This window comes from Streptomyces sp. NBC_01314, assembly GCF_041435215.1.
In the GTDB taxonomy this organism is placed as follows: domain Bacteria; phylum Actinomycetota; class Actinomycetes; order Streptomycetales; family Streptomycetaceae; genus Streptomyces.
This window is the reverse complement of the sequence record NZ_CP108394.1, coordinates 9,858,599-9,885,082: the sequence shown is the minus strand read 5'-3', so window position 1 is coordinate 9,885,082 and position 26,484 is coordinate 9,858,599. Positions and strand designations below refer to the sequence as shown.

The 26,484-nt window shown below is 71.4% G+C and carries 28 protein-coding genes and 1 pseudogene; 9 read left to right on the top strand and 20 right to left on the bottom strand.

Annotated features, from left to right (window positions below):
• Nucleotides 1–119 precede the first annotated feature (119 nt).
• The 5 genes from OG622_RS43480 to OG622_RS43460 all read right to left on the bottom strand — a co-directional run bounded on the left by OG622_RS43480 (nucleotide 120) and on the right by OG622_RS43460 (nucleotide 5,569).
• Entirely contained in the window at nucleotides 120–809 is a 690-nt protein-coding gene (locus OG622_RS43480; RefSeq protein ID WP_371582414.1) for an ABC transporter permease, read from the bottom strand.
• Nucleotides 806–1,471 carry an ABC transporter permease gene (locus OG622_RS43475; RefSeq protein ID WP_371582412.1) on the bottom strand — a complete coding sequence of 222 codons (666 nt, stop codon included), beginning with the start codon at nucleotides 1,469–1,471 and terminating at the stop codon, nucleotides 806–808. The genes OG622_RS43480 and OG622_RS43475 overlap by 4 nt, the downstream gene beginning before the upstream one ends.
• On the bottom strand, nucleotides 1,468–2,727 hold the full coding sequence (locus OG622_RS43470; RefSeq protein ID WP_371582411.1) for an ABC transporter ATP-binding protein: 1,260 nt from the start codon (nucleotides 2,725–2,727) through the stop codon (nucleotides 1,468–1,470). The genes OG622_RS43475 and OG622_RS43470 overlap by 4 nt, the downstream gene beginning before the upstream one ends.
• Nucleotides 2,728–2,981: 254 nt before the next feature.
• Nucleotides 2,982–4,199, bottom strand: a complete 1,218-nt coding sequence (locus OG622_RS43465) for an MFS transporter (protein WP_371582410.1) — start codon at nucleotides 4,197–4,199, stop codon at nucleotides 2,982–2,984.
• 5 nt (nucleotides 4,200–4,204) lie between these two features.
• Nucleotides 4,205–5,569: an NAD(P)-binding domain-containing protein gene (locus OG622_RS43460; protein ID WP_371582408.1), complete on the bottom strand. Its 1,365-nt coding sequence runs from the start codon at nucleotides 5,567–5,569 to the stop codon at nucleotides 4,205–4,207.
• A 114-nt stretch (nucleotides 5,570–5,683) separates the two neighbouring features.
• Between OG622_RS43460 and OG622_RS43455 the strand changes: the two genes are divergently transcribed.
• Both OG622_RS43455 and OG622_RS43450 read left to right on the top strand, forming a co-directional pair.
• A complete protein-coding gene (locus tag OG622_RS43455) occupies nucleotides 5,684–6,049 on the top strand; it encodes an ArsR/SmtB family transcription factor (RefSeq protein ID WP_371582406.1) in 366 nt (121 codons plus the stop codon).
• Nucleotides 6,046–6,549, top strand: a pseudogene (locus OG622_RS43450) (N-acetyltransferase family protein). Before OG622_RS43455 ends, OG622_RS43450 begins: the two are co-directional and overlap by 4 nt.
• A gap of 89 nt (nucleotides 6,550–6,638) precedes the next feature.
• Here the strand turns inward: OG622_RS43450 and arsB are convergent.
• Nucleotides 6,639–7,727 (bottom strand): ACR3 family arsenite efflux transporter, encoded by a 1,089-nt coding sequence (gene arsB / locus OG622_RS43445; RefSeq protein ID WP_371582404.1) that lies wholly within the window; start codon nucleotides 7,725–7,727, stop codon nucleotides 6,639–6,641.
• The gene (locus tag OG622_RS43440; protein ID WP_371582403.1) at nucleotides 7,724–8,032 is read right to left on the bottom strand and encodes an ArsR/SmtB family transcription factor; all 309 of its coding nucleotides are present in this window, start codon (nucleotides 8,030–8,032) and stop codon (nucleotides 7,724–7,726) included. The genes arsB and OG622_RS43440 overlap by 4 nt, the downstream gene beginning before the upstream one ends.
• Before the next feature lie 133 nt (nucleotides 8,033–8,165).
• Between OG622_RS43440 and OG622_RS43435 the strand changes: the two genes are divergently transcribed.
• From OG622_RS43435 to OG622_RS43425, 3 genes are all read left to right on the top strand, one after another.
• The gene (locus OG622_RS43435) at nucleotides 8,166–8,564 is read left to right on the top strand and encodes an arsenate reductase ArsC (protein WP_371582402.1); all 399 of its coding nucleotides are present in this window, start codon (nucleotides 8,166–8,168) and stop codon (nucleotides 8,562–8,564) included.
• Between the two features lie 103 nt (nucleotides 8,565–8,667).
• Nucleotides 8,668–9,222, top strand: coding sequence for a hypothetical protein (locus tag OG622_RS43430; RefSeq protein WP_371582401.1), 555 nt, complete (start codon nucleotides 8,668–8,670; stop codon nucleotides 9,220–9,222).
• Nucleotides 9,219–10,124, top strand: a complete 906-nt coding sequence (locus OG622_RS43425) for an amidohydrolase family protein (protein ID WP_371582399.1) — start codon at nucleotides 9,219–9,221, stop codon at nucleotides 10,122–10,124. The genes OG622_RS43430 and OG622_RS43425 overlap by 4 nt, the downstream gene beginning before the upstream one ends.
• A gap of 134 nt (nucleotides 10,125–10,258) precedes the next feature.
• On the opposite strand, the gene OG622_RS43420 is transcribed toward OG622_RS43425, so the two are convergent.
• From OG622_RS43420 to OG622_RS43410, 3 genes are all read right to left on the bottom strand, one after another.
• Entirely contained in the window at nucleotides 10,259–11,686 is a 1,428-nt protein-coding gene (locus OG622_RS43420) for a cytochrome P450 (RefSeq protein WP_371582397.1), read from the bottom strand.
• A 161-nt stretch (nucleotides 11,687–11,847) separates the two neighbouring features.
• Nucleotides 11,848–12,486, bottom strand: a complete 639-nt coding sequence (locus OG622_RS43415) for a phosphoribosylanthranilate isomerase (RefSeq protein WP_371584404.1) — start codon at nucleotides 12,484–12,486, stop codon at nucleotides 11,848–11,850.
• Between the two features lie 50 nt (nucleotides 12,487–12,536).
• Entirely contained in the window at nucleotides 12,537–13,781 is a 1,245-nt protein-coding gene (locus OG622_RS43410; protein ID WP_371582395.1) for a PucR family transcriptional regulator, read from the bottom strand.
• Between the two features lie 332 nt (nucleotides 13,782–14,113).
• Between OG622_RS43410 and OG622_RS43405 the strand changes: the two genes are divergently transcribed.
• Complete coding sequence (locus tag OG622_RS43405) at nucleotides 14,114–14,989, top strand: DUF4394 domain-containing protein (protein WP_371582393.1); 876 nt, start codon at nucleotides 14,114–14,116, stop codon at nucleotides 14,987–14,989.
• Between the two features lie 159 nt (nucleotides 14,990–15,148).
• On the opposite strand, the gene OG622_RS43400 is transcribed toward OG622_RS43405, so the two are convergent.
• The 3 genes from OG622_RS43400 to OG622_RS43390 all read right to left on the bottom strand — a co-directional run bounded on the left by OG622_RS43400 (nucleotide 15,149) and on the right by OG622_RS43390 (nucleotide 18,009).
• Nucleotides 15,149–16,462, bottom strand: coding sequence for an LCP family protein (locus OG622_RS43400; RefSeq protein WP_371582391.1), 1,314 nt, complete (start codon nucleotides 16,460–16,462; stop codon nucleotides 15,149–15,151).
• Nucleotides 16,463–16,683: 221 nt separating this feature from the next.
• The gene (locus OG622_RS43395; protein ID WP_371582389.1) at nucleotides 16,684–17,616 is read right to left on the bottom strand and encodes a M56 family metallopeptidase; all 933 of its coding nucleotides are present in this window, start codon (nucleotides 17,614–17,616) and stop codon (nucleotides 16,684–16,686) included.
• A gap of 6 nt (nucleotides 17,617–17,622) precedes the next feature.
• Nucleotides 17,623–18,009 carry a BlaI/MecI/CopY family transcriptional regulator gene (locus tag OG622_RS43390; RefSeq protein ID WP_371582387.1) on the bottom strand — a complete coding sequence of 129 codons (387 nt, stop codon included), beginning with the start codon at nucleotides 18,007–18,009 and terminating at the stop codon, nucleotides 17,623–17,625.
• Nucleotides 18,010–18,170: 161 nt separating this feature from the next.
• On the opposite strand from OG622_RS43390, the gene OG622_RS43385 reads away from it, so the two are divergent.
• On the top strand, nucleotides 18,171–18,746 hold the full coding sequence (locus OG622_RS43385) for a TerD family protein (RefSeq protein ID WP_371582386.1): 576 nt from the start codon (nucleotides 18,171–18,173) through the stop codon (nucleotides 18,744–18,746).
• A gap of 525 nt (nucleotides 18,747–19,271) precedes the next feature.
• Complete coding sequence (locus OG622_RS43380) at nucleotides 19,272–19,520, top strand: hypothetical protein (RefSeq protein WP_371582385.1); 249 nt, start codon at nucleotides 19,272–19,274, stop codon at nucleotides 19,518–19,520.
• Nucleotides 19,521–19,542: 22 nt separating this feature from the next.
• Here OG622_RS43380 and OG622_RS43375 read toward each other — a convergent pair whose 3' ends face one another.
• The 4 genes from OG622_RS43375 to OG622_RS43360 form a co-directional block, all read right to left on the bottom strand.
• Nucleotides 19,543–19,977 carry a hypothetical protein gene (locus OG622_RS43375; protein ID WP_371582383.1) on the bottom strand — a complete coding sequence of 145 codons (435 nt, stop codon included), beginning with the start codon at nucleotides 19,975–19,977 and terminating at the stop codon, nucleotides 19,543–19,545.
• A 33-nt stretch (nucleotides 19,978–20,010) separates the two neighbouring features.
• Nucleotides 20,011–20,481 carry an SHOCT domain-containing protein gene (locus OG622_RS43370; RefSeq protein ID WP_371582381.1) on the bottom strand — a complete coding sequence of 157 codons (471 nt, stop codon included), beginning with the start codon at nucleotides 20,479–20,481 and terminating at the stop codon, nucleotides 20,011–20,013.
• Nucleotides 20,482–20,595: 114 nt separating this feature from the next.
• A complete protein-coding gene (locus OG622_RS43365) occupies nucleotides 20,596–21,168 on the bottom strand; it encodes a hypothetical protein (protein ID WP_371582379.1) in 573 nt (190 codons plus the stop codon).
• A 26-nt stretch (nucleotides 21,169–21,194) separates the two neighbouring features.
• Complete coding sequence (locus OG622_RS43360) at nucleotides 21,195–21,899, bottom strand: HdeD family acid-resistance protein (protein ID WP_371582377.1); 705 nt, start codon at nucleotides 21,897–21,899, stop codon at nucleotides 21,195–21,197.
• Between the two features lie 183 nt (nucleotides 21,900–22,082).
• Here OG622_RS43360 and OG622_RS43355 point away from each other — a divergent pair, with 183 nt between their 5' ends.
• Nucleotides 22,083–23,498 carry a DUF2252 domain-containing protein gene (locus OG622_RS43355; RefSeq protein ID WP_371582376.1) on the top strand — a complete coding sequence of 472 codons (1,416 nt, stop codon included), beginning with the start codon at nucleotides 22,083–22,085 and terminating at the stop codon, nucleotides 23,496–23,498.
• Between the two features lie 121 nt (nucleotides 23,499–23,619).
• Here the strand turns inward: OG622_RS43355 and OG622_RS43350 are convergent, their stop codons facing one another.
• From OG622_RS43350 to OG622_RS43340, 3 genes are all read right to left on the bottom strand, one after another.
• The gene (locus OG622_RS43350; RefSeq protein WP_037690953.1) at nucleotides 23,620–23,817 is read right to left on the bottom strand and encodes a hypothetical protein; all 198 of its coding nucleotides are present in this window, start codon (nucleotides 23,815–23,817) and stop codon (nucleotides 23,620–23,622) included.
• A 196-nt stretch (nucleotides 23,818–24,013) separates the two neighbouring features.
• Nucleotides 24,014–24,535 (bottom strand): hypothetical protein, encoded by a 522-nt coding sequence (locus OG622_RS43345; RefSeq protein WP_371582373.1) that lies wholly within the window; start codon nucleotides 24,533–24,535, stop codon nucleotides 24,014–24,016.
• 187 nt (nucleotides 24,536–24,722) lie between these two features.
• Nucleotides 24,723–26,390 (bottom strand): MFS transporter, encoded by a 1,668-nt coding sequence (locus tag OG622_RS43340; RefSeq protein ID WP_371582371.1) that lies wholly within the window; start codon nucleotides 26,388–26,390, stop codon nucleotides 24,723–24,725.
• Between the last annotated feature and the right edge of the window lie 94 nt (nucleotides 26,391–26,484).

Genomic DNA, 26,484 nt, shown 5'->3' with positions numbered 1-26,484 from the left:
CATGGGTTTTCCTCTCTCGGAGCCCGGAAGCTCGAAAAATTCAGGGATCAGTATCGGAATCGGAATCGAAATGAGGGACGCCGGATGCGGGTCGGGGTGCGCGCCTGGGACGTATGACTTCAGGACTTGGACGCCGTGCCCCTCAGGCCCGGCGAGACGACGACGCGTCGCAGCGCGGTGAACACGGTCTGGACGACGAGCGCGAGGGCGACGACGACCGTGGAGCCGCCGATGACCAGCTCGTAGTCGTTGCGGGAGAGTCCGTCGACGATGTAGCGGCCCAGGCCGCCGAGACCGGGGTAGGCGGCGACGGTCGCGGTGGCCACGACCTGGATCGCGGCGACCCGCAGCCCGAGGAGGATCAGCGGCAGCGCCATCGGCACCTCGACCCGGGCCAGGACCTCCCACTCGGTCATACCGACCCCGCGCGCGGCGTCCCGGGTCGCGGGGTCCACGCCCCGTACCCCCTCGAAGGTGTTGATGAGGATCGGCGGTACCGCGAGCGCGACCAGGGCGACCAGGACCGGCGTGGTACTGAGCCCGGCGAGCGTGACCACGAGGACGACCAGACCGAAGGTGGGGATCGCGCGGGCGAGGTTCGCCACGCTGGCCACGGCGAAGGCGCCACGGCCGGTGTGCCCGACGAGCAGTCCGAACGTCAGCCCGATGACGGCGGCGAACAGCAACGACAGCCCGCTGTAGGTGAGATGCTCCAGCAGCCGCCGCGGGATGCCGTCGTCGCCGTGCCACTGCGCCGAGGACGTCAGCCAGTCCCCCACGAGCTCCATCTGGTTCAGGAAATCGTTCATGCCGACGTCACCTTGTTCCGGGACCACGGGGTGAGCAGCCGCTGCGCCAGGACCAGCAACGCGTCGGTGGCGAGCGCGAGCAGCATGATCAGGACGATCGCGGTGACGATCGGGGTGGGGAAGTCGAGTTGGAGGCCGCGGGTGATGTAGTAGCCGAGGCCGCCCTGCCCGATCAGCTGTCCCACGGCGACGAGGCTGATGGACGAGACGGCGGCGACGCGTACGCCGGCGATGACGACGGGTACGGCGATCGGCAGCTCGACCTGGACGACCCGGCGTACGGCGCCGAATCCCATCGCGGTGGCCGCGAGCCGAACGGGCTCGGGGACCGAGGCGAGGCCGTCGACCACGTTGGGGACCAGCACCGACAGGGTGTAGAGCGTCAGCGGGATCATCACCGTCTGTTCGGTCAGCCCGGTGTAGCGGACGAAGATCATGAACAGGGCGAGGGACGGGATCGAGTACATGATGTTCGACACGGTCAGCACCGGCGGGTAGAGCCAGCGCCAGCGGTGGCACAGGATACCGAGCGGCACGGAGATGATCAGCCCGAACAGCACCGGCAGCAGGCCGAGTCTGAGGTGGATGCCGGTGTACTCGGCGAGTTCGGCCGTGTGGTCGGCTATCCACCCCCACCGGACCAGTGGTTCGTCGTCACTCATCGGCCACCGCCGCCCGGGGTGTCGGGGGCGGCCGCCTTGTCCACGGCCGACGCGGACTCCGACGACACGGACTGCTCCGACGCGACGCTCGCCGTCGACTCCCCCTTCGCCGGAGCGACTTCGGCCGACACGCTCCCGGTCACCACTGCGGCGGTCCCCTCGGCGGACCGCTCGGCGGCGACCCCGGCGGAGAGTTCGTACGCGTCCGCGACTCCGGCGACCGCGCCCTCCGCGTCTACGGCCACCGCGAGGCGGGCGGGTGACAGGAGGGCCGAGTCGAGGGCGGCGCGTGCCGAGTCGCCGACGAGGCTGAAGGTGTGGCCGAGGGGGGTCAGGGGCGCGTCCGCGAGGGTGCCGGTGGCCGGCAGTGTGTCGGTCGCGGCCCAGCCGAGCGGCCTTCGGGCGTCGTCGACGACGAGCACCCAGGGCGCGTCCACCGACCGGGCCTCGGCGACGGGAGAGGTGGCCGACAGCACCGGGCCGTCGCGCAGCGGCAGTTCGGACGCGTCGACGAAGGAGAGCCGGCGGATGCCCCGGTCCTGCCCCACGAAGTCGGCCACGAAGTCGTCGGCGGGGCCGGCGAGCAGCCGCTCGGGGGTGTCGAACTGGGCGAGCTTGCCGCCGGTGCGGAACACGGCGATGTTGTCGCCGAGTTTGATGGCCTCGTCGATGTCGTGGGTGACGAACACGATCGTCTTGTGCAGTTCCTTCTGCAGCCGGATGAACTCGGCCTGCAGCTCCGCCCGCACGATCGGGTCGACCGCGCTGAACGGCTCGTCCATCAGCAGCAACGGCGGGTCGGCGCCCAGCGCCCTGGCCACCCCGACGCGCTGCTGCTGCCCGCCGGAGAGCTGGTTCGGGTAGCGCTTGGCCATCTCGGCGGGCAGGCCGACCAGTTCGAGCAGTTCCGCCGCCCGGGCCCGCGCCTTCTTCTTGCCCCACCCCAGCAGCAGCGGAACGGTCGCTATGTTGTCGAGGATGGTGCGGTGCGGGAACAGCCCCGCGTGCTGGATCACATACCCGATGCCCCGGCGCAGTTCGGGCGCGTTGACCTCCCTGATGTCCCGGCCGCGCAGGCTCACCGTGCCGGCGGTCGGCTCCACCATGCGGTTGATCATGCGCAGGGTGGTGGTCTTGCCGCAGCCGGAAGGACCGACCAGGACCGTGATGCCACCCTCGGCCAGTTCCAGGGTCAGGTCGTCCACCGCTGTCGTGCCGTTGGGATATTTCTTGCTCACCGCGTCGAATCTGATCAACACTGCCCCTTACCCGACTGCATATGGTCATGCAGAGTCGTCGGTGACTGAATGACAGTCAATGGAATTCCGTGAACAGCACGTTACGTTCACGCCGAGCCGCACCGGCGATGCCCCCATTTCAGTTCTGTGCGAGATTTGCCCCCATTGATGCTGGGCCGGCACGGAGGGAGGGGAGACACCTCATACGGTTCGTGACGCCTACGATCTGACCGGCCTGCGGGGCCGCCGAGAAGGCGGGCGGAGCGCGGGGATCATCGGGCCAGACGGGGCGGGCTGGATCGGAGGCTGGTGACGGCCGCCACGGTGGAGAGCGCGGCGAGGAGGGCGAAGAGCGCGGGGTATCCGCCGAGCGGTGCGGCCAGAGCGGCGCCGGCGAAGGGCGCGAGGGCGGCCGCGGCGTGGGCCGGTGCGGTGAGGAGCCCGGAGAGTCGGCCGTAGTGGGTGGTGCCCCAGCGGTCGGTGACGGCGGTCGCCTGGAGGAGGGTGAGGTTGCCGCGTACCGTTCCGGCGATCACGGCGAGGCCGACGAGGAGCACGTAGGGGCCGGCGGTGACCGCGAGGGCGGCGGTGGTGAGGCCGCCGAGGCCGACCAGCGTGGTGGTGCGGGCGGTGGTGCCGGTGCGGCGGGCGAGGGCGGCGTAGAGCATACGGCCGAGGGTCTGTCCGGCGCCGCCGAGACCGAGGGCCCAGGCGGCCTGGGTGGTGGTGTAGCCGCGTTCGAGCATGAGCGGCACGAGTCCCATGACGACGGCGTACATCGCGAACCCGGAGAGGGTGAAGGTGGCGGCCAGCATCCAGAACGCTCTCCCCCGGGCCGCGGACTCGCTGGCGGCAGCATGAGCAGGATCTTTGGGGGCGGGCGGCCATGGCGCTTTGAGTGCCAGAGCGTGGGCGGGCACGGTCACGATCGCGAGAACACCGGCCAGTACCGCATAGGTGGCGCGCCAGGACATGTGGTCGGCGAGGAGGGCGGTCAGGGGTGCGAAGACGGTGGAGGCGAGTCCGCCGGCGAGGGTGACGGTGGTCAGGGCGCGGATGTGGTCGGGGGCCCACCAGCGGGTGAGGGCGGCGAATGCGGGTTGATAGAAGGTGGCGGCCATCGCCGCGCCCGCCAACAGCCATCCCACCGCGAAGACGGCGAGATGGGGAGCGGCGGCCACGGTCAGCAGGCTGAGCACGCCGAGGACGGAGCCGCCCGTCATCACGAGGCGGGGGCCGCGGTGGTCCAGGATCCGGCCGACGTGGATTCCCGCGAGGGCGGAGACGAGAAGTGCGCCGGAGAACGCGGCGGTGGTGGCGCCCGCGCTCCAGTGCGTGTCTGCGGTGATGGCGGGGTTCAGGACGGGGAACGCGTAGTAGACGGTTCCCCAGCCGGTGATCTGGGTGACGCACAGAGCGGGCAGCGCGGCGCGGGGCCGCGACCGGACCGCCGTCCCGGTCGCGGCCCCGTCGGCCTTGATGTGTGACACGTGGGTCAGCAACCGCCGGAAGAAGAGGCGGGAGATCCGATCGTGAGCGTCGTGGGGGCCGCGCAGCATCCGCCGCTGGTCTCCTCGGCGGCCTGGGGCTGGTCGAAGAGGCCCGCGCCTCCGCACACGCCGGTCTCCGGAAGGGTCAGCTCCACGCGTTCGGCGGCCTCCTGGTCTCCGGCGAGGTGGGCGGCGATGGAGCGGACCTGCTCGTAGCCGGTCATGGCGAGGAAGGTGGGGGCGCGGCCGTAGGACTTCATGCCGACGAGGTAGATGCCCTGTTCGGGGTGGGAGAGCTCGTTGACGCCGTGGGGGTGGACCGTGCCGCAGGAGTGCTGGTTCGGGTCGATCAGCGGGGCGAGCTCGAGCGGGGCCTGGAGGCGCTCGTCCAGGGCAAGACGCAGCTCGGAGACGAAGGACAGGTCGGGGCGCAGTCCGGTGAGGACGATCACTTCGTCGACGGGGTCCAGGCGGCGGCCGTCCTCGGCGACCAGGACCAGCCGGCCGTCGCTGTCGCGCTGGACGGCGTCGGTGCGGAAGCCGGTGACCGCGTCGGCGTGGCCGTCGTCGACGGCGGCCTTCGCGGCGAGGCCGAGGGCGCCTCGGGCGGGGAGCCGGTCGGCGGTGCCGCCGCCGAAGGTGGAGCCGCTGATACCTCGGCGCAGGACCCACACCGCGTGGGTGCCGGTCCCGTTCTCGGCCTCGGAGAGGTCGGCGAGGTAGGCCAGCGCGGTGAAGGCGGACGCGCCGGAGCCGATGACGGCGGTGCGCCTGCCCGCGTACCGGGCGCGGACGGCCGGATCCTTCAGGTCCGGGATCCGGTAGGAGATCCGGTCGGCGGCGGCCTTCTCGCCGAGGGCGGGCAGGCCGTCGCCTCCGATGGGGCCGGGGGTGGACCAGGTGCCGGAGGCGTCGATGACGGCGGAGGCCAGGATGCGCTTCTCGGTGCCGTCGGAATTCAGGATGCGGACGGTGAAGGGCTGCTGCTCCCGGTCGGCGTCCACGATCCGGTCGCGGCCGAGGCGGGAGACGCCGGTGACGGTGGCGCCGTAGTGGACCCGCTCGCCGAGGGCGTCGGCGAGGGGCTGGAGGTAGCGCTCGGCCCAGTCCGCGCCGGAGGGGTAGGTCGCACCGTCGGGGGCCGTCCAGCCGGTGGGCGCGAGGAGCTTCTCGGCGGCCGGGTCCACCAGCTCGGACCAGGTGGAGAACAGCCGCACGTGGCCCCACTCGCGTACCGCGCCGCCGGCGGCCGTTCCGGTTTCCAGGACCAGTGGCGTGAGGCCGCGCTCGGTGAGGTGGGCGGCGGCGGCCAGGCCGGCGGGGCCCGCTCCGATCACGACGACGGGCAGGGCTTCGGTGGATGTGTTCACGACGGACTCCCCTATTGATTCGATGTTTGTCGATGTCCTGACGCCTCAAGAGTGCACCGCATATCGACGTCCGTCAACATAGACATCTGTCGAAATTCGAAGGATGATGGGGGCATGTCGACTGTGAAGGTGTTGCCGCTGCTGGAGCCCGAGGCCGCGGCCCCGTGCTGCCCACCCCTGTCCGAGCGCCCACTGACGGCCGAGGAGGCGGAGCGGACCGCCTTGATGTTCAAGGCCCTCGGCGATCCGGTACGCCTGCGCCTGTTCTCACTGGTGGCCTCGCACGAGGGCGGGGAGGCGTGCGTGTGCGACATCTCCGACGTCGGCGTCTCCCAGCCCACGGTCTCCCACCACCTGAAGAAACTCCGCGAGGCCGGCCTGCTCTCCTCCGAGCGGCGCGGCACCTGGGTCTACTACCGGGTCGAGCCCTCGGTCCTGGCGGCCATGGGTCAGCTCCTCACCCGCGCGCCCACGCCGTGAGCCCCGCCATCACACCACTCACCGGCGCACACGCGGACGAAGTCCTCGCCATTTGCCGGGCGGGCATCCACGAGGGCAACGCCACGTTCGAGACCACCGCCCCCGACTGAACGGAGTTCGAGGCGGCGAAGCCGCCCGAGCACCGCTTCGCCGCGCTCGACGCCGACGGCAAGCCGCTGGGCCGGGTGGCCGCCACCGCGGTGTCCGGCCGCTGCGCGTACGCCGGAGTCGTGGAGCACTCCGTCCACGTCCACCCCGCGGCCCGGGGGCGCGGGCGCGGGGTGGCCAGAGCCCTTTGGACGCGCTGATCGCCTCCACGGAAGCCGCGGGCATCCGGACGATCCGGTCCGGGATCTTCCCGGAGAACACCGTCGACCTCGCCCTCGACCAGCGCGCCCGGTTCCGGTCATCGGCACCCGCGAGCGCCTCGGCCGCCGTCACGGGACGGGACCTGGCGTGATGGCGTCCTGCCGGAGCTCCGCAGCCGCCACGTCGGCTGACGCGGCGAGGACCGGACGGGCGGAGCAGGCGCCGGCCGGCGGTGAGCCCTGCCCTGCGGTGAACCCTGCCCGGCCACCGCCGGCAGCCCCTAGGCGAGCCGCTCCTGCGTGAATTTCCGGCGCCAGGCCAGCGACACGTAGACCAGGGCGACCAGGACGGGGACCTCGATGAGGGGGCCGACGACGCCGGAGAGGGCCTGGCCGGAGGTGACGCCGAAGGTGGCGATGGCGACAGCGATGGCGAGCTCGAAGTTGTTGCCGGCCGCCGTGAAGGCGAGGGTGGCGGTGCGGTCGTAGTTCAGGCCGATCGCCTTGCCGAGGGCGAAGGTGCCGAACCACATCACCGCGAAGTAGACCAGCAGCGGCAGTGCGATCCGGGCGACGTCCAGTGGCTGGGAGGTGATGGTCCTGCCCTGCAGGGCGAAGAGGATGACGATCGTGAACAGCAGGCCATAGAGGGCCCACGGGCCGATCCTCGGCAGGAACTTCGCCTCGTAGGTCTCGCGGCCCAGCCTTTTCTCCCCGATCCGGCGGGTGAGGAACCCGGCCAGCAGCGGGACACCGAGGAAGATGACGACGTTCAGGGCGATCTTCCACATGGAGATGTCGAGGTGTTCGCCGTCGCCGAGACCGAGCCATCCGGGCAACAGGTCGAGGTAGAACCAGCCGAGCACGCCGAAGGCGACGACCTGGAATGCCGAGTTCAGGGCGACGAGGACGGCGGCGGCCTCGCGGTCGCCGCAGGCGAGGTCGTTCCAGATGATGACCATGGCGATGCAGCGGGCAAGGCCGACGATGATCAGGCCGGTGCGGTACTCGGGCAGGTCCGCCAGGAAGATCCAGGCCAGCATGAACATGAGCGCGGGGCCGAGGATCCAGTTGACGACCAGCGAGGAGATCATCAGCCTGCGGTCGCCGGTGACCGTGTCGAGCTTGTCGTAGCGGACCTTCGCCAGGACCGGGTACATCATGATCAGCAGGCCGACCGCGATCGGCAGGGAAATGCCGCCGACCTCCACCTTGGCGAGCGCGCCGTTCAGGCCGGGGATCAGCCGGCCGAGTCCGAGGCCGAGGCCCATGGCGAGAAGGATCCAGACCGCGAGGAAACGGTCCAGGGTGGAGAGCTTCGCGACGACCGAGGAGTCCTCGGCGGCGGCGGGAGCTTGGGTGGGGGTCACGGACAGGCCCTCTTGTTCTCGGCGGCGGTGCGCGCGGATTCGGCAAGGTCGGCGAACTGGCCGGCGAGCTGGGCGATGACGTCCGGGCGCAGTTTGTAGTAGACGAAGCGGCCGCACGGCTCGGTGTCCACGACCCCGGCCTCTCTGAGCACCTTCAGGTGGTTGGAGAGGTTGGTCTGCTTGGCACCGGTCTCCTCCACGAGGTGCGTGGCGCACAGCGTCTCGCGGGAGAGCAGGGTCACGATCCGAAGCCTGAGGGGGTCCGCCAGGACCCGGATCAGTTCAGTGTCGACTGACGTCATCATGGACTGATACTTTCACATCAGTAATGGCTGACACCATCAGGTGATGATGTCATTGCCGACTGATATCCGCCTCTCTGCCTGCCTTCCCCGCCTCCCCGCCTGCCTGCCTGCCTGCCTGGAGAAGAGACCCTTCGTGTCCGAGAAGCCCTCCGTTCTGTTCGTCTGCGTCCACAACGCCGGCCGCTCGCAGATGGCCGCCGCCTGGCTGACCCATCTGGCCGGGGACCGCGTCGAGGTCCGTTCCGCAGGCTCCGCACCCGCGGGCTCCGTCAACCCGGCCGCGGTCGAGGCGATGCGCGAGGTCGGCATCGACATGTCCGCCCAGACGCCCAAGATCCTCACCGTTGAAGCGGTCAAGGCGTCGGACGTGTGTATCACCATGGGCTGCGGGGACGCCTGCCCCGTCTTCCCCGGCAAGCGCTACCTCGACTGGAAGCTCGACGACCCCGCCGGACAGGGCGTCGAAGCCGTCCGCCCGATCCGGGACGAGATCGAGCGGCGCATCCGCGGCCTGATCGCCGAACTCCTGTGAGCTCGCCCCTCGACTCCGACGCCGAGAGCGGAGTGACGGCTGTTGCCGCTCAGAGGACGGCGGTAACCCTGGCCTCAGGGACAAAGCTCAGGACGAGACGGACATGGGCCACCATGCCGAGACCTTCGACAAGGGTCTGCGTGACGACCACTTCCGCGGCCACCGCCAGGCTGTCGGGCAGGGCTGGGAGTTGTCGTCAATCAACACCTCGACCGCCCGCCAGGCGCCGGCGTGCCAGCTCGAAGCCCTCCACCGGGCAACGGCATGGGCGCCGTGTTCTTCGCCGTGTTCGCCGTGGCCGGGCGGATCGAGCGCAACTACATCCGGGAGAAGACCCCTGGAGGGTCAGGTCACCGCAGAGGCCAAGGGAAGCCATGGCGAACGGCCGAAGGTCATCGACGACGACATGCTCACCTTCGCCGTCGCACTCAAGGTCGCCGCGCGGGCGGTGGATCTGGCGGCACCGGCCGTACTGGGGCGGGGACCGGCGTTCCTGCGGCGTGCGATCAGGGAAGTTCTTCCCCGCCTGGACGACGACCGGCAGTACGGGGTGGACGTGGAGACGGTGCGCCGCGACATCCTGGAGTCCGACAACGTCCGGAGCACCCTGCGCGCCCTGACCGGGGAAGCGCCGGCCTTGGTGGGAGGAGCGGCATGACCAACTGCGACGTGCACCAGCATCTGTGGACCCCCTCGCTGGTGGCGGCCCTGCGGTCACGCCGCGAACCACCGTTCCTGGACGGGTGGACCCTGTTCCTCGACGGTGAGCCGCCCTACGGGATCCCGCCCGCCGACCACGACATCGCCCGCCGTACGGAACTCGCCGACACCGACGGCCTCGGCCTGGCCCTCGTCTCGCTCTCCTCCCCGATCGGCGTGGAGTGGCTGCCGGCGGCCGAGGCGCGCCCCCTGCTCGATGCCTATCACGAGGGTTCGGCCGCGCTCCCCGAACCGTTCGGCGCCTGGGCCGCCGCCTGCGTACGGGACGTCGACGCGAAGGCGACGGCCAAGGATCTCGACCGGGGCTTCGTCGGCCTCCAGCTCCCGGCGAACGCCCTTGCCGACGCGGCCGGTTACGCGCGCTGTGCCCCGCTCCTCGACCTCCTCGAAGAGCGCGGCCTCCCGCTGTTCGTACACCCGGGGCCCGCGCCCGGCGGCGCCGAGGGGCCCGGCTGGTGGCCCGCGATGGTCCCCTACGTCCAGCAGATGCACTCCGCCTGGTTCGCCTTCCGCGCCTTCGGGCGCCCCCGCCACTCCCGCCTGCGGGTGTGCTTCGCCCTGCTGGCCGGGCTCGCCCCGCTGCACGGGGAGCGCTTCGCCGCCCGCGGCGGCGCGAGCGACGCCGGGGTGGACCCGGACGTCTTCGTCGAGACGTCCTCCTACGGCCCGACCGCCGTCGAGGCCGTGGTCCGCGCCCTCGGCGTGGACGCCGTCGTCCAGGGCTCCGACCGTCCCTACGCCGAACTCCCGCAACAGCCCGGCTTCGGCCTGGGCGGGGCGGCGGCGTACGCCTTCCGACTCGCCAATCCACGGCGGCTGCTCACCGGGAAGGACGGCTGAGGTCGGCGCGGTCACGGGCCCGAGGAGCCCGTGACCGCGCGAAGCCCGGACGGCGGCCTTCCGACCGCCGTGATCGTCCGGCCGCCGGTGATCGTCCGGCCGCGGGTGATCGTCCGTCCGTCAGTGATGGCCCGTCAGCGGCCGGGGCGGATCAGTCCCGTGAGATAGCGCCACAGTGAGGAGCGCTGCCGGGCGGACACGTCCGGCGTCACCGTCTCCGCCGTGCCCCCCGCGTGCCCCGTCGGCTCCGCCGCCGGGTCGCCCGTAGGTGGCCGTTCGGGCGTCGGCACGAGTTCGTACCGTACGGGCAGCGAGCGCAGGCCCCGCATGAACGGTGAGGAACGCCAGGGCAGTTGGTCGACGGGGAGCGCGAGGTCCAGGTTCGCGAACCGCTCGAACAGCCGGCCCACTCCGACTGCGGCGACCGTCGAGGCGAGTTCTCGTGCCGGGCACTGGCGCGGGCCCGCGCCCCAGGACAGGTGCGCCCGGGTGCTGACCGTGGTGCTGGGTGCCACATGGTCGGCGAAGAGCGGGTCGGCGTGCGCCGCGGCGGAGGAGACCCAGACCGGGTCGCCCGCGCGGATCGTGTAGTTGCCGAGCGGGGTGTCCTCGGCCGCGAACCTCGGCACGAAGTTCACCAGCGGCGGCTTGCGCATCACGACCCGGTTCATGGCCTCCCGGACCATGCCGGCGGAGAGACTCGCCCGCACGCTGTCCTCGCCCGAGAGAACCTCGACGACCGTGTTGGAGATGAGGATGCCGACATGGTCGGACGTCATGCCCAGCAGCATGAACAGTTCACGGGCCAGCTCGTCGAGCGAGAGGTCCGGGTGGGCGGCCAGCAGGTAGGAGGGGAAGTCCTCGCCCGGCGTCTTCCGCTTCAGCTCCGCCAGTTCCGTCAGCGCGCCCAGCAGCCGGTCCAGGGCGGGCCCCGCGTCGGGGCCCGCGTCCAGTACCCGCCACATGTCCATCAGGGCGTCGTCGCCCTGGGAACCGGGGAAGCCGAGCAGATGGCTGGCCACCATCAGCGGCAGGGGCCGGGAGAACTGCGCGGACAGGTCCGCGAGCCCCGTACCGCCCGCCTGCCCCAGCAGGGTGATCAGCTCGTCGGCGTAGGCGGTCACGGCCGCCTTCAACCGCTTCGCCTGGGGATTGCGCGGGTCCTGGAACGGCTTGAGCGCCTGGTCCCACGCCATCCGCAGCGACCGGTAGCCGGGGCCGCCCTGGATCAGTACGTGGTTGACCTCCAGGGAGGGTCCGAGCGGCCAGTCGGCCGGGACCCTGCCCTCGGTCCGGGCCCGCCAGTTCTCCAGGCCCTTGGGCCATCCGGCGTCGTCCTGGAGCACCTGGAGCGCCTCGCGGTAGCCGAGCACCAGCCAGGCCGGCACGCCCAGCAGGTCGACCGGCGCCACCGCGCCGTGCCGCTGCCGCAGCCGCTCGTACACCAGCGAGGGGCGCGTCTCGTAGTCCCGGGTCAGCAGCGGTTCGGGAGACATCGCCTCCAACCCCGCGCCGCCCCGCTCCACGGACACACCCTCACCCGACTGGGTTTCCCTCACCATGCCGCCCCTCCGACACTCCCCGTACCGGACCACCTTCAGTCGGTAGTCGGAACGGTGGGGACCTTACCCCAGGGTCACTTGCGGGGGAACGCCGGGCATCACCACTCACAGCTCCAGCCCGTGACTCACAGCCGTGAAACAGACGGTGGCGCGGCCGCCCGTCACCTCCCGGCGCGGGCCGCCTTGATGAACTCCCTGATCAGACCGGGGTCCTTGACGCCTCGGCGCTGTTCGACGCCGCTGGAGACGTCGACGCCCCAGGGGTCGGTGGCGGCGACGGCGTCACGCACGTTCTCCGGGGTGAGGCCGCCCGCGAGGAGCCACTTCTCGCCGGCGGCCGTCAGCGGCCTGCTCGCCCAGTCCCAGGCGATCCCCGAGCCGGGGACGGGCGCGTCGACGAGGAGCATGTCCTCGCCGAACTCCCCGCAGCGCGGCACCGCGTCGCCGAACGCCGCGGCGCGGATCAGGGTCCAGTCGCCGGTCGCCAGGTCGTCGTAGTAGGCGCGGTCCTCGGGGCCGTGCAGCTGGATCGCCCCGATCCCCGACTCGGTCGCCAGGGACCGCACGTCGTCGAGGGGCTCCTGGCGGAAGACGCCGACCGTCAGGACGTGCTCCGGCACGCGGCGGCTCAGCCGGGCGGCGGTGGCGGCGTCGATCCGGCGCGGGCTGGCCGAGAAGACGAAGCCGATGGCGTCGGCGCCCGCCTCGACGGCCGTGTCGACGTCCTGCTCGGTCTTCAGACCGCAGATCTTGATGAAGAGGGAGTCACTGGAGTTGCTCACGGCCCCAGCCTGCCGCATCGGCGGCCGTACGGGGGCGGCGGCCACCTGGTCCGGCACACCGGACGCGGTCAGCGCCAGGCACCCGACAGGCGCCGGGTGACGACCGCGCTGAGCGTCCGCACGCCCCGGGTCGAGCCCGGGTCGATGCCGGTGAGTTCCCGTACCCGGCGCAGCCGGTAGTCCAGGGTGCGGGTGTGGACGTTGAGGGCGGTCGCCGTGGCGCCGCGGTGCATGTCGTGGCGGTAGTACGCGTCGAGGGTGATCAGCAGGTCCGGGCCGGAGTCCAGCCGACGGGCCAGCGAGCGCAGCCATGCGTCGACGAACGGCACGTCCGCGACGGCGAGTTCGACGAAGACGTCCGCCAAGGCGTGCGGTCGCGGCCGGGCGGAGGCGGGCCGCAGCGGGGCCGCCCTGCTGATCCGCCGAGCCCTGTCCAGGGCGTCCGCCGACCCGGACAGCGGCGCGGTGGCGGTGCCGACGGCGCAGGGGCGGCCGAGGGCGAGGGCGAAGTCCCGAACGAGATCCGGCAGGTGGCCGGGGGCGAGATCGGGCAAGAGGTCGGGATCGGCGTGCGGGGGTAAGTTCTCCGCTGCCTCGGCGCGGGGCGTCAGGGGCACCAGAGCGATCAGCTCACCGCTCCCGTCGCCGCCCTCCGGTCCCCACATGACCGGCACCTGGTGAGCCTTTACCAGGGTCTCGATCTCGTTTTCCAGGAAACGGTCCACGGTGGGCGGGTCCGGCAGCCGGAACACCGTCACGGCACAGTGATCCGGCAGTTTCATGTCGACGGCCGCGGCGAGTTCCGCCGATATCGGATCGCCGTTCAGCAATGACCGGGCCAGCAGGGCGACCTGCTCGGTGTACGGCATTCTGCGGCGCAGTACGCGTACGAATCCCTGGCGGTAGGCGCTGATGCCGCGCTCGCCCTGCGGGGCGAACCAGGTCATCATCCGCATGAGTTCGTCGACGCCGCCGCCCCGCTGGGCGTCGGTCGCCTCGTTGATCTCGCGCAGCATGAGCGCGGTGTGCACGCGCAGCACCTGCTGGCGTGCGTCGAGAGTCATCCCCGCGCCCGCCCGCAGCTCACCCATGGACGCGATGTAGCCGAGATCGTCATCGCTCAACTCGCTGTTGTGCGGCGACAGTTCGACCGTTCGATGCCGTAACCACATCGAGTGTTCCAGCGTCTCGACCCGGGCTCGGGGGTCCTTGTCCAGGAATCCGAACTCCGGGATCTCACGCGTGTACGTCTCTACCTCCCGGCGGGCGTTGGTCGACGCCTGACGGGCCAGTTCGGCGAAGAGGCTCCCCATGGAGGCGAGCATGTCATTCCGGACGAACCGGCCGACAGGCGAGATCCGGACGGCGTTCATCACTCCGCATAAATCGGCGGCAAGTATGCCGACAGGGTTTTTGTCACAGTGCGCAAAATTCCCGGATCGGGGCGTTCTCCTCCCGGCTTCCGCTTGTGGAGGAGTCGTAAAGCGGCCTTAATGAGAACCGCCTGGACGCCCGTGGGGGAAGGCCGGGTCAATCATTCCGGGACGATTCCGGAACGGCTTCGGCAATCAGTACGGGCGCGGGTACGGAATTCCTCAGTCAGGCGCCCCACGATGGCGCTCGCCCAAACGGGAGGGAAACCCCGATGAAAGCAGGCACGAGAAAGAGAATCACGGCGGCGATCGCGGTCGTGGTCACGTCGACGGCACTGATGCTCGGCATGCCGGGCATCGCTTCGGCCGCCCCCGCCGCCGGCCCCAGCCTGCGCGCGTTCGGGATCAGCGGCGACGGCACGCTGATGGCCACGTTCACGACGGACCGGCCGGACGTACTCAACTGGGTACGGGCCGTCACCGGGCTCAGCAGCGACACGGCCCTGGTCGGGATCGACTTCCGGGTGCAGGACGGCCTGCTGTACGGAGTCGGCAACAAGGGCGGCATCTACACGATCAAGACCCCGCCGGCCACCACGGACGTCGTGGTCACCAAGGTGTCCCAGCTCCAGTACGCGCTGACCGGCACGCAGTTCGGCGTCGACTTCAATCCGGCCGCCGACCGTCTCCGCGTGATCAGCGACAACGGCCAGAACCTGCGCCACAACCTCAACGACCACACGACCATCCAGGACGTGAACCTCACCACCCCGCCGACCGAGGGCACGACCAAGGGCGTCACCGCCGCCGCGTACACGAACAACGACCTCAACGGGGCCACGGCGACCACGCTGTTCGACATCAACACCAACAGCGACCAGGTCGTCATCCAGTCCCCGGCCAACAACGGCACGCTCGCCCCGACCGGCAGCCTCGGCCTCGACGCCCAGCTCAAGGCCGGCATGGACATCTACAGCACCCTCTCCGGCGGGAAGACGGTCGACAACACCGCCTTCGCCTCCCTCACCCCGTACGGCGCCACCCTTCCCTCGCTGTACTCCGTCAACGCCTTCACCGGTGAGGCGGCCTTCATCAAGCAGTTCCCGCTGAACATCACGGACCTGGCCATCAGCCTCACCGGCTCCTGACCCCTCAGCGACCACACCCTCGCCGCGGCCCGGCCACCACCGGACCGCGGCGAGTCCGCGTCCGGATCTCCCCGCGAGCACCACGGCGACGACGGCCACCGCTCCGGCCCTGGCATCGGCACCGCCGTCGCGCCGGGGGCTGACGGGCCCAGGGACCCGTTACCGCAACTCCTCCAGGTCGAGATCCGAGCCCACGACCAGGGTCACCACCCCGGCGGCGGCGTCCGCGGACCGCGTGGCCCTGGTGTCGGGCAACCGTGAGGCGAGGACCTTCGCCTCCTTGGTGAGGTCGGCCGGATAGGCGACCGTGGTGGCGTCGGTGTTCTCGGGCGCGTTGCCCGTGCTCACGACGGTGAAGCCGGCCTCGCGCAGCTTCTCGGCGACGGCGGCGGCGCGGCCGGTGACCCCGGTGCCGTTGAGGACCTGGACGCGTACGCCGGACGCGTAGATCAGATCGTTCTTCGCCTGTGCCTGCAGCCGCTTCTTGTCGACCTCCCTGTCGTTGGCGAGGGAGGTGAACAGGTCGGCGGCCTGCGGGTACTGCCAGACGACGTTGGCCTTGTCGGTCGGGACGTCGGCCTCACGAGGGTAGTTGGGAACGGTCAGGAAGGTCAGCCGGTCGCTCGGGATGCCCTTGAGCTCGGAGGCGAGGTCGTAGATCGGGTCGATACCGTCGAGATCCTCGTCCGTGGTCAGGGACTTGGTGGCGGACTGCAGGAAGGCGTAGAGCGACGTGGGGCTGGTCAGCTTGGACTTGGCCTTGGCGGCCAGGGCCTCCATGAACTCCTGCTGGCGGCCGATGCGTCCGATGTCGGAGCCGTCACCGACGGCGTAGCGGGTCCGTACGTAGCCGAGCGCCGTCTCCCCCTTGACGGTCTGGCAGCCCGCCTTCATGTCGAGGAGGGCGTTCTCGTCGTAGATGGCCTGCTCGGGGCAGACCTCGATGCCCTCCAGGGCGTCGACCATGCCCTTGAAGCCCTGGAAGTCGACGGACATGAAGTTGTCTATGCGCAGACCGGTGTTGGCCTCGACCGTCTTGATCGAACAGGCGGCGGCTCCGGCGACCTCACCGCTCGAACCACCGATCGCGAACGCCTCGTTGATCTTCGCCAGATGCGGGCCGGACGTACCGCCGTCACCCTTCTCGCACGCCGATATCTCGACCCACGAGTCACGCGGGAACGACACCACGGTGGCCCATTCCCGGTTCTCGGGGATGTGCAGCACCATCAGCGTGTCCGACTGCATGGTGGTCAGGTCCTTGCCGTACTTCGCGTTCGCCCCGTCACGGCTGTCCGAGCCGACGACCATGATGTTCTTCGAACCCGGGCTGAGGTTGACCGGGCGGTCCCCGCCGAGTTTGCCGTCGACGTCGGCGCCCGTGATGTTGTTGTCGAGGTCGTTGTAGACCCAGGCACCGACACCGCCCGCACCGAGGACGAGCACGGCGGAAGTGGCCGCGAGCCAGCTCACCGTCCGGCCCCGCCGCGTCAGGCGCGTCCCCCCGCCTCCGGCACCCGCGCGCCGCCTTCCCGTACCACTCACCGGCCTTCCCCCGCCTCGGCCGCACCCGGCCGGTCGACTACCCCCTGGACGTCCGGCACTGGTGATCACCGAACGCGCAGGACTCTACATGCATGTAGATATACGGATCGGTGCCTCACAAGTCTCACCACGCTCCACGGTCACGAAGGTCACAGAGGCGTCGCAGCGTACAGAATCAGGGCCATCGTCACGGCCGAGTTCGCCGATGACATCGCCGAGATCGCCGCCCCGACGGCCGCTCCCCACGCGGCCAGTCCCACCGAGGTGAACACCGGCGGCCAGCCGCGCACCGCGGGCGCCGGGCCGAGCAGGGCCGCCACCCGGCGCGGCACCGGCCCCGGCCCCGCGAAGCCGGCGAGCGTCGCCACCGGCGTACCGGCGGACACGAGCGCGGCCCTGCCGATCGCGCGCGCCACGACGCGGCGGCTGCCGACCGTGTGCGCCGCGTCCTCGTCCGCCCACCGCTCCGCCGTGTACGACACAGCCGTACGCAGGGGCCGCAGGAACGGGTTGGCGCGCGCGGCCAGTCGGACGACAAGCAGCAACCGGTGGTGTCCGGCCGCGAGATGGGCTCGCTCGTGGGCGAACAGCGCGCGCCGCTCGGCCGGTTCGAGGCACGACAGCAGGGTCGTGGTGACCACCACCCGGTCGCGTCGGCCACCGGGCAGCGCGTACGCGTACGGCACCTCGTCGGGCAGGACGGCCACCTGGGTGTCCGGCAGCCCGGCCAGGGCCCGGTGGGCGCGGCGGCGCATCCGGCCGTGCCGCCACAGCGTCCGGCCGCAGGCCAGCAGTACGGCAAGGAGGGCCGGAATGGCCAGGCGCCCGGCGACCTCGTCGTACGGGACCGCCGCGCGCACCTCGGGATCGGACCAGCCGTCGGGCAGCGGGTTGCCGGGCAGTTGGGCCGTGCCGACCACCATCAGCAGGCCCAGGCACACCGTGCTGCACAACGCCATCACCGCGGCCACGCCGGTCAGCAGCCGGGTGGCGGGGCGTGGATGCAGCCGCTGCTCGGCCAGCCGCGCGATCGGCCACGCCGTGAGCGGCAGGACCAGCGGCAGAAAGACGAACACCCCCATGAGACCTCAGGCGTCCCCTTCGGCCCTCGCCCGCCCGAGCAACTCGCGCAGCAGGCGCTCGTCGTCCGGCTGCAGGGAGGTGACGAAGCTGGCCAGCACGGCCTCGCGGTCACTCTCGCCGTCGAGGACCCTGCGCATCCGGTGCGCGGCCAGGCCCGCCTGGTCGGAGGCCGGGGTCCACACGAAAGAGCGGCCGGCGCGCTCCCGGGTCACCGCGTTCTTGGCCAGCAGCCGGGTCAGGATCGTGATCACCGTCGTGTAGGCGAGGTCTCCGCCGAGGCGTTCCTGCACCCACCCCGCGCTCTCGGGGGCGCGCGCCTCGCGCAGGGCGGACAGGACGAGGGCCTCCAGCTCGCCCTGCCCCCGGCGCCGGGGACGCTGCTGGTCCGTCATGCCCTGTCTCCCTTCCGCCCGCCGATCGATCCGCACCGTGGTCTCTACAGAATTGTAGAAGGGGGATTGCCGAAATACTCCCACTCGTCTTCTACAGTGTTGTAGATTTCGAGTCGCGGCAGAGCGCCACGACAGCAAGAGACATCAAGAAGGAGTCCACTGTGGGAGTTTCCCTGTCCAAGGGCGGCAACGTCTCGCTCAGCAAGGCGGCACCGGGCCTGACGGCCGTCCTGGTCGGTCTGGGCTGGGACGTGCGCACGACCACCGGCACCGACTACGACCTCGACGCGTCGGCGCTCCTGCTCGATACCTCCGGGAAGGTGCTCTCCGACGCGCATTTCATCTTCTACAACAACCTCACCAGCCCGGACGGGTCGGTCGAGCACACCGGTGACAACCTCACCGGTGAGGGCGAGGGCGACGACGAGTCGGTCAAGGTGAACCTGGCGACGGTGCCCGCCGAGGTCGACCGGATCGTCTTCCCGGTCTCGATCCACGACGCCGAGAACCGGGGCCAGAGCTTCGGCCAGGTGCGGGGCGCCTTCATCCGCGTCGTGAACCAGGCGGGCGGCGCCGAGATCGCCCGCTACGACCTGTCCGAGGACGCGGCCACGGAGACGGCGATGGTCTTCGGCGAGCTGTACCGCAACGGCGCCGAGTGGAAGTTCCGCGCCGTCGGGCAGGGTTACGCCTCCGGGCTGGCCGGGATCGCCTCCGACTTCGGCGTCAACATCTGAGGAAGCTCGGGGTGACGGGGCCGTGTCACCCGACCGGCCTCCACCCCAAGGACCGGGCCGACTTCGAGGCCGTGCCGCGCTGGACGTCCCGGATGTCCGGGACGTCCAGCGCGCCGACCCCAGCGGTACGGCCGCACGGCGGCTGCGGGTCCGGACCTCGGCGGACGCAGACGCGGTCGTGACGACGGCGCGGCGGCGCGGCGGCGCGGCGGCGCGGCGGCGCGGCGGCGCGGCGGCGCGGGACGAGTACCGCGCGTATCGCACCGCACTCGCGTCCGCCGCCGGGGCCGGGCGGACCGGCGAGGACACGCACGCGGTCGGGTCGGGCGCGGCGGCGACGTACCGGCTGCCGTCGCGGCCGAGGATGCCGACGGGCGGACGTGGCGTCGCGCCGCCGACGCCGAGTCGCTGCCGCTGGCGGCGGTGCTCACGCCGTCCGTGGCCACCTGCTCCGCCGCGATCGTGCTCGTCCTCGGCCGCCTCCTCCGATTGACCGGCATTCGGGGCACGTTGCCCGGTTAGCTCATGGCCGTCGGCTGGACCCTCGCCCTCTTCGCGGCCACGAGCGCCCTGCTCGCGTTCGCCGCGCTCTACCGGACGGCGCCGCGCGGCGCGGCCGAGACCCGGCCGGGCCCGCCCGACCGGAACACGCCCGACCGGTCCGGCAGTGGGCCCTGTCGCACCGGCGCATGCTCCCCGCACCTGCGCCGCCGCATCCACGAGGACCCGTCTCCGCGTCCTCCGCGGCAGACGGGTCCCGTGGGTTCGGGCTGAGCGGACTCACCGTCCCGCCGGGTCAGCGGAGCGAGTCCGCGGAATCGTCCCGCTTGACCACGCACAGGGCCCAGATGATGAAGCCCGAGAAGGCGATCATCACGATGGACCAGACGGGGTAGTACGGCAGGGACAGGAAGTTGGCGATGATGATGAGGCCGGCGATGGCGATGCCGGCGACGCGGGCCCACAGGGACGCCTGGAAGAGGCCCAGGCTGACGAGGACGGCCACGGCACCGAGGGCGAGGTGGACCCAGCCCCAGCCGGTGAGGTCGAACTCGAAGACGTAGTTGCGGGTCGTGACGAAGACGTCGTCCTCGGCGATGGCCATGATGCCCCGGCAGATACCGAGGACGCCCGCGATCATGAGCATGATGGCCGCGAAGACCGTCAGTCCCTCGGCGAAGGGCCGCGACCGCTTGGTCGAACGCATGTGGCCGGTGTGTGTGGCGGTCATACCGATGCCTCGATTCGGTGTCGTGCGGTGTGCTCAGCGCCCGGCGGCGGACGAGCCCGCGCCCGTGCGGGCCGAGGGGCCGTGGCCGCTCAGGACCAGTTCCTTCGCGCGGCGGTATTCGTCGTCCGTGATGTCACCTCGCGAGCGGATTTCGGACAGTTTGGCGAGTTCGTCGACACTGCTGGGGTGCCCGCCGCCGCCCTTGGCCGCCTCGCGGATGTAGGAGTCGAAGGCCGCCTGCTGCGCATGCGCCTGCGCCACCTCACGGCGGCCCATGTTCTTGCCACGGGCGATCACATAGACGAACACACCCAGGAACGGCAGCAGGACCGTGAAGGCCAGCCAGCCCGCCTTGGCCCCGCCGCTCATGTCGTCGTCGCGGAAGATGTCGACGACGATCCGGAAGAGCAGCACGAACCACATGATCCACAGGAACAGCCACAGCATGGACCAGAAGACGCTCAGCAGCGGGTAGTCGTACGCGAGGTACGTCTGACCACTCATCTCATTCCTCCCGTCCCGGGCGACCGCCCGGCAGGTGTTCTGCCGTTCCAGGCCCGCCCAAGGCACCGTGCTCGGCGCCACTCTCAGCGTGCCCACGGCAAGGGCCGGGCGGCCTCACCCCGGGCGGGTGAGACCTGACTCGTCCGGGGGGTCCGCGGCGGCGGCGAGCACCGCCACGACCGCCAGCACGACCACGACCACGACCAGGACCAGGACCAGGACCAGGACGGCGACGAGGACTGCCCCGCCGACCGTGGGACGGTTCCACAGCAGGAGCGCCAGGGCGCCCGCCCCGAGCACGATGCCGCTGGTCCAGCGAGGGTGGGCGGCGAGCCGGCGTCCGGTCCGCCCGGTGCTCACCCCGGCGCCACGCAGCGCCCGCCCGGCCGCCGTGGTGCCGCGCCGGGCCAGGGCCCGCACCCGGCGGGCGACCCGCCCCGGGCCGTACAGATAGGCGGCGTGCACCCGGGCCGCGACGACGGCGAGGGGAGCGAGGAGCAGGGGCACCACCAGCAGGACGGCTGCACCCACCTTGCGCAGCCGCCGGTGGCGTACGCCCGCGTGCCGGCGCAGCCGCTCGTACTCGGCACGCTCCCCGGCGCTCAGCGTGTGCCCCGCTCCGGCGCCCGAGCCGCTTTCGCCGCCCGGTCCGGAGTGGGGCAGTACGGCATCCTTGCTCTCGGCCATGGCCCCTCCTCCGTCAGGCTGGGGGTTCAGGCGGTGCCGGCGGTCGGCCCCCGTGAATCCGTCGGGTCCGCCCGGTGGAGGGCGGCCCGCCAGGCGAGGGCGACCGCCGCCTCACCCAGACCGAGCAGGACGAGCCACAGGCCGAGCAGCCGGGTCAGCGCCGTGGCGGACTCGGTCGGCAGGGCCAGCACCACGATCCCCGCGACGATGCCGAGCACCGCGGCGACGAGGACGAACCCGCGGTGGGGCAGTTCCTTGGCGGCGAGGGCGGTGTGGAGGGTGAGAATGCCGGTCGCCAGCCAGACGATCCCGACGATCAGCGAGAGCGCCGCGATCGTCTGCAGTGGGTTCCGCAGGCAGAGCACACCGGCCAGGACGTACAGCAGGGCGAGGAGCAGCCCCGTCAGCCGCTCGCCCGGTTCCTCCCGGGCGAAGACGTCGACGAACCGGAACGCGCCGATCGCGAGCAGGTACAGGCCGATGAGGACCGCGAGGACGTGCAGGGTCTCGTCAGGCCAGACCAGGACGACGATGCCCGGCACCAGCGTGGCCAGCGCCGCGCCGAGGATCCATTTCCAGGACCGGCCGACCCGCGCCAGCGTCTCCGCCGGGTCACCCAGGCCTCCGGGCGCCGCCCCACGGGGCATGGCGCCCGTTCCGACCGGCCCGGCGGCCCCGCCGGGCCGGTCGTCCGTCCGGGTACGCGGTTCCGGGCCACGGGACTCGGTCATGGCTCCTCCTCGCGGCCGAGCGGGCCGCTTCGCACCGTCGGCGCGCGACGGTGTGCGGTGACATCACCGGGCCAGCGTCCCGCCGCGCTCCGCCCGCCGGATCACCCCCGGCGGGTGATCCCCGAGCGCCTCGGGCGCGGTGAGGTGGGATATGCCTGGCCGGCGGATCAGGAGGTATGTGTCATGACGTTGTCGAGCGCATTCTCGGCGTCGCTGTCCGTGCCCGAGAGAGCGGCGTACGGACGCGACGCGCGCACGCGCGCCTCTCGGTCCTGTCACGGCTGGTTCGAGGCGGACGCGGACGCCGGACGAACCGACCCGATCGAGGTGATAGAGCGTCAGTCGGTCACCCGACTGCAGGAGTTGGTGCCGATCCGCTACGGCCGCATGCTCGAATCGCCGTTCCGCTTCTACCGGGGCGCGGCCGCGATCATGGCATCGGACCTCGGGCCTCTGCCCAACACCGGCCTGACGGTGCAGCTCTGCGGTGACGCCCATCTCCTCAACTTCCGGCTGCTGGCCTCACCCGAACGGCATCTCGTCTTCGACATCAACGACTTCGACGAGACGCTGGCCGGGCCGTTCGAATGGGATGTGAAGCGGCTGGCGGTCAGCTTCGCGATCGCGGGCCGGGCCAACGGTTTCCCGGTCGAGGAGCAGAACAGCGCGGTGCGGGCCTGCGTGAAGGCGTACCGACGGCGGATGCGCGAGTTCGCCGGCATGCGCACCCTGGACATCTGGTACGCACAGGACGACGCCGACCGGCTGCGGGAGCTGATGGCCTCGTCGATGGACAAGGAGAGCAGACGCCGTACCGCCGAGGCGACGGCGAAGGCCCGGACGCGCACCCATCTCCAGGCCTTCGAGAAACTCACCCGGGTCACGGCCGAGGGCCGGCTGATCGCACCTGACCCGCCGCTGATCACCCCGCTCCGGGACCTGCTGGCGGACTCCTCCGGCGAGGGTCAGGAAAAGGAGCTCCACCACGTCCTGGACCAGTACGTACGGACCCTGTCGTCCGAGCGCCGGCATCTGCTGCGCCACTACCACGTCGCCGACATGGCCCGGAAGGTGGTGGGCGTCGGCAGCGTCGGAACGCGCTGCTGGATCGTGCTGCTGCTCGGCCGCGACGACACCGACCCGCTGCTGCTCCAGGCCAAGGAGGCGCAGCCGTCCGTCCTCTCCGCCCAGCTCGGCGGCGACCGCTACGACAACCAGGGCCGCCGTGTGGTGTCGGGGCAGCGGCTGATCCAGACGACCAGTGACATCTTCCTGGGCTGGACCCACGTCGTCGGTCTCGACGGACGCGAACGGGACTTCTACGTACGGCAGTTGCGCGACTGGAAGGGCATAGCGCAGCCGGAGACCATGGATCCCGGTCTGCTGCGGCTCTTCGCCCGGCTGTGCGGGGCCAGCCTGGCGCGGGCCCACGCCCGCTCCGGCGACCCCGTCGCCATCGCCGCCTACCTCGGCGGCAGCGACCGCTTCGACCGCGCGCTCGCCGAGTTCGCGCAGGCCTACGCCGACCGGAACGAGCGGGACTTCGACGCGCTGGGCGTCGCCGCGCGCACGGGCAGGATCCGCGCGGAGAGCCTCTGAACCACCGGCGGAGAGCCTCTGAACCACTGGTCGGCTCCGGCCCACTCCGGCAGCGGGCTCCTGCCCGCTCCGGCAGTGGGCTCCGGCCGTGGGCTCCTGCCCGCTCGGGTGAGGGCGTCGCTCACTCGGGCAGCTGGCGCATCTCCAGGACCCGCAGGCCCAGGGACTGGCAGCGGGCGAGCAACCCGTACAGGTGCGCCTCGTCGACGACGTGCCCGAACAGGACGGTGTGGCCGGACATCTCCACATGGTCCAGCTCGGGGAAGGCGCTGGTCAGCGCCTTCGACAGCTGTCCGTCGACGCGGATCTCGTAGCGCATGAGCGATGTTCCCCCATGGCCTCGTACGGGCGGGCCGCGGCCCCTCGTCTGCGATCTGGTCCCTGCGATCTGGTCCCTGCGTTCCAGTCCCTGCGATCCAGTCCGTGCGCCTTCTCTGCGATCGTCCGTCCCGGAGCACCGGCGGGGCTTCACCCCGGGAAGGTGAGGCGGCGGGCAGGCGGTCGGCGGGCAGGGGTCAATGAGTCAGATAGAGCTTGAACGCGATGATCAGGAGGCCGAGCAGCAGGTTCACCGAGGCGGTGGCGGCGACCAGCCTCCACGAGGCGTCGGCCCGGCGGGCCGCGGCCGCCGACCAGCCCACCTGTTCTGCCACGGCCACCGAGAGCGCCAGCCACAGGGCTCCTGACACATCGAGGCCGAGAGCAGGGCTGACGGCCACGGCGGCTGCCGGTGGGAGGGCGGCGTTGACGATCGGCCACTCGTCACGGCACACCTCCAGCACGATCCGGCGGTCCAGGCCCCGCTGCGCCAGCCGTGCCCCGAACAACTGGGCGTGCACATGCGCGATCCAGAACACCAGGCCGGTGAGCAGCAGCAGGAGGACGAGTTCCAGGCGGGGGTAGACGCCCAGGGTGCCCGCGCCGATGAGCACGGAGGAGGCGAGCATGGATCCGTAGACACCGCCGGTGTAGTCGGCACGTGCCCGGCGCTCGGCGCCGCGCTCGGTACCGGACGTGACAGGCTCGGTCGCGGACATCGTCTCGGCCTCCTCACCGGGGGCAGCGCGTCGGGCCGCGCTTCCGGGGCGCCGGCTCGGACGCGGCCGACCGCCGTCTCGCGCCACCGTCCCGGCCGCTGTCTCGCTCCGCCGCCCCAGTCGCCTTCTCCAAGGCCGTCGCTGTTGCCGTCTCATCGCCGCCTCGGTCGCCGTGGTGGCTGCCGTCTCAACTGCCGTCCGAGTGCGTCGAGCCGCGTGCGGCGGCCGGGGTGCCGCCGGTGCCGGGTGGCTTCGAGCGGCCCGTTCCGGACGGTCGCGTACGGTCCGTCTGCCCGCTCGGCAGCCGCGAGGTGACCAGGAAGGCGGCGAGCGTGATGCCACCGGTGGCGAGGATGGCCGCCTTCAGGCCGTCCAGCTGGGCCGACGCGTAGGAGTCGGCGACGGCGTCGACCTCGGACGGCGGCAGCCCGGCGCGCTCGGCCGCCGTCCGCACCTGGTCGGTGGGGACGAAGCTGATCCCGGCCTCCAGCGCGACACTCGTCTGCTGCTTGGCCTCCTGCGACAGCCTCGGGTCGTCCTCCACCTGCGCGGTGAAGGCATGGGCGAGGGAGCCGATGAGCAGCGATCCGATGAGCGCGGTGCCCAGGGCGGAACCCAGGTTCTGGGCCGTGAACTGCAGGCCCCCGACCTCACTGCGTTCCTCCTCGCCCACGCTGGACTGCACGACGTTGCCCAGTTGCGAGGCGAGCAGTCCCATGCCCACGCCGAGCAGGGCCATGGCCAGGGCGAACTGGGTGTCGTCGATGACGGGGTCGATGGTGGCCAGCAACCACACGATGGCCGCGACCAGGGTCGCCAGGGCCAGTCGCACCACCCGGCGCGGTCCCGCCACCCGGCCCAGCCGGGAGGCGATCAAGGAGGCGGCGAGCATGGTGACGGACACCGGGAGCAGCCGCAGTCCGGTCTGGAAGGCGTCGAAGCCCTGCACGACCTGCAGATAGAGCGGGATGGTGAAGAACAGCCCGAGCAGGATGAGGTTCTGGCAGAGCAGGACCGACAGACCCGAACGCAGTGCCGGCCGACGCAGCAGGGGCAGGTGAACGAGGGGGTCGGTGCCGTGGGCGACCCGTCGGTGCTCCCAGTGCGCGAAGGCGGCCAGGACGAGCCCTCCGGCGCCGATGACGAACAGGGTCGGCGCGAAGCCCATGACGGTGAAGGGCGGGTTGCGGGGCTGCACCCAGCCCCAGGTGCCGCTCTGCAGCACACCGAGCACGCCCAGTCCGAGGCCGGCCGCCGACAGCGCGGCGCCGACGCCGTCCATCGCGGGGCGTGGGCCGGTCCGCGGGGCTTCGGTGATCACGCGGCGGAAGCACAGGACGGCGACGACCACCACGACCTCACCGGCGAAGACCAGGCGCCAGGTGAGGTATGTCGTCACCCAGCCGCCCAGCAGCGGGCCGACCGCGATCCCCGCGCCGGCCAGTCCGCCGATGACTCCGTAGGCGACGGCCCGGTCCTTGCCCCGGTAGGACTCGGCCACGAGGGCGGCCATGGCCGGCAGCACCATGGCCGCTCCGAGGCCTTCGATGACCGACCAGCCCAGCGCGAGGACCCACAGGGTGGGTGCCACGGCGGTCAGGGCCGAGCCGATGCCGTAGACCACGAGGCCGAGGAAGAAGAGCCGACGGCGGCCGAGGAGGTCGCCGAGTCTGCCGCCGATGATCATGAAGGCGGCCATGACCAGCGCGTACAGCGTGATGACAGCCTGGATGGCGGTGACCTCGGTGTCGAAGTCCTCGACCAGTTGGCTGATGGAGACGTTCATGACGGACGTGTCCAGAACCATCAGGAACTGGGCCGTCCCCAGGACGATCAGAGCCCGCCACTGCTTCACGGTGTCCTCCACGCCGAGTCGGCCCGGAACCCCGGTGGGGGTGGTCCGGAGGCGACCGGCCGCCGACCGGCCGCCACCTCCATCGCAGCTCAGA